Source organism: Micromonospora sp. URMC 105 (assembly GCF_051386295.1).
Lineage (GTDB): Bacteria > Actinomycetota > Actinomycetes > Mycobacteriales > Micromonosporaceae > Micromonospora.
On sequence record NZ_JBPQTL010000191.1, the window covers coordinates 1 to 1,993 of the forward strand.

The 1,993-nt window shown below is 72.0% G+C and carries 2 protein-coding genes; one reads left to right on the forward strand and one right to left on the reverse strand.

Annotated features, from left to right (window positions below):
- Positions 1 to 25: 25 nt before the first annotated feature.
- On the reverse strand, positions 26 to 982 hold the full coding sequence (locus tag ACSNN7_RS28820; RefSeq protein ID WP_436684198.1) for an HpcH/HpaI aldolase/citrate lyase family protein: 957 nt from the start codon (positions 980 to 982) through the stop codon (positions 26 to 28).
- A 129-nt stretch (positions 983 to 1,111) separates the two neighbouring features.
- On the opposite strand from ACSNN7_RS28820, the gene ACSNN7_RS28825 reads away from it, so the two are divergent.
- Entirely contained in the window at positions 1,112 to 1,936 is an 825-nt protein-coding gene (locus ACSNN7_RS28825; RefSeq protein ID WP_436684199.1) for an SDR family NAD(P)-dependent oxidoreductase, read from the forward strand.
- The last annotated feature ends 57 nt before the right edge of the window (positions 1,937 to 1,993 follow it).

Below are 1,993 nucleotides of genomic sequence, written 5' to 3' on the forward strand. Positions count from 1 at the left end.
CCCCCCCCCCCCCCCCCCGACCGGTTCACTCCGAGGGCGGGGTGAAGCTGGAGGTGCGGGTCATCCCGGCCGCGCGCCCCTTGGCGGCGATCACCAGGGCCATCTTGCGGGACGCCTCGTCGATCATCTCGTCGCCGAGCATCACCGCGCCGAGCTTGCCGCCCGCCTCCGAGGTGTAGTGCTCGTACGCGTCGAGGATCAGCTCGGCGTGGTCGTAGTCGGCCTGGGCCGGCTGGTAGACCTCGTTGGCGGCGTCGATCTGGCCGGGGTGCAGCACCCACTTGCCGTCAAAGCCCAGCGCCGCGGAGCGCTTGGCCACCTCGCGGAACGCGTCGACATCGCGGATCTGCAGGAACGGGCCGTCGATCGCCTGCTTGTCGTGCATCCGGGCGGCCATCAGGATCCGCATCAGGATGTAGTGGTAGGGGTCGCCCGGGTAGTCCGGGATCAGCGCGCCGACCACCAGCGACTTCATGTTGATCGAGGCCATGAAGTCGGCCGGGCCGAAGATGATGGTCTCCACCCGGGGCGAGGCGGCGGCGATCGCGTCGACGTTGACCAGGCCGGCGGCGTTCTCAATCTGCGCCTCGATGCCGATCCGGCCGACCTCCAGGCCGAGGGTCTTCTCGATCTGGGTCAGCGTCAGGTCCAGCCACTGCACCTGGGCGGCGTTCTGCACCTTCGGCAGCATGATGCAGTCGAGGTTCGCGCCGGCGCCCTCGACCACCTCGATGACGTCCCGGTAGGTCCACGGCGTGGTCAGGTCGTTCACCCGGACAACCCGGGTCTTGCCGGCCCACTCGCCCTCGTTGAGCGCGGCGACGATGTTCTTGCGGGCGTCCGGCTTGGCCAGCGGGGCGACCGCGTCCTCCAGGTCGAGGAAGACCTGGTCGGCGGGGAGGCCCTGGGCCTTGCCGAGCATCTTCACGCTGGAACCCGGCACGGCGAGGCAGGACCGGCGGGGGCGACCGACTGCGGCCATAGGATGCGCTCCTTCCAGCGTCCGGCGGGCACGCCGACGCCACCTGAATGACAAAGCGAGAACTTAACGATCCCAAAGGGCGTTGTGACGCCACGGTAACCTCGTGCCGTGACCGGGGTGAATGGACCTGTGGAAGATCTCACTGGGCGTCGGACCGTGGTGGTGACCGGGGCCAGCTCCGGGATCGGTCTGGCCGCCGCGACGGCCCTGGCCCGCCGGGGCGACCAGGTCGTGCTGGTCGGGCGCGACCCGGCCCGGCTCCAGGCCGCCGGCGACCGGGTACGCGAGGCGAGCGGCGAGCGGCCCGAGCTGTTCCGCGCCGACTTCGCGGTGCTCGACGACGTACGCGGGCTCGCCGAACGGCTGCGGGCGGCGTACGACCGGATCGACGTGCTGGCCAACAACGCCGGGGCGATCGTGCTGGCGCCGATCACCACCGTGGACGGCTACGAGCTCTCCATGCAGGCCAACCACCTGGCCCCGTTCCTGCTGAGCAACCTGTTGCGCGACCGCGTCGGCCGGATGGTGGTGACCGCCTCCGGCGCGCACCGCAGCGGGGCACTCGACCCGGACGACCTGAACGCCACGCTGCGCCCGTACCGGCCGGTGCGCGCGTACGGCACCAGCAAGCAGGCGAACATCCTGTTCACCGCGGAGGCGGCCCGGCGCTGGCCGGACGTGCCGTCGTACTGCTTCCACCCGGGCGTGGTGCGGACCCGGTTCGGGGCGGACAGCCGGCTGGTCGCCCTCGGCATGCGGATCATGCCGTTCCGCAGCCCGGAGAAGGGCGCGGAGACGCTGGTCTGGCTCGCCGACCAGGATCCGTCCCGGCTGGTCCACGGCGCCTACTACGCCGACCGGAAGCTGCGCCGGCCACTGCGCAAGGCGGCCGACCCGCAGCTCGCCGCCCGCCTCTGGACGGCCAGCGCCCAGGCCGTCGGCATCGACGGGTGACCGCGGCCTGACCGACCGCCGACCGCCGACCGCCGGCCGGCGGCGGGCGGTCAGGCC

Bases quoted from the DNA above. Each gene is read 5' to 3' on its own strand.
- ACSNN7_RS28820 (WP_436684198.1), bottom strand. From the start codon at position 982: ATGGCCGCAGTCGGTCGCCCCCGCCGGTCCTGCCTCGCCGTGCCGGGT.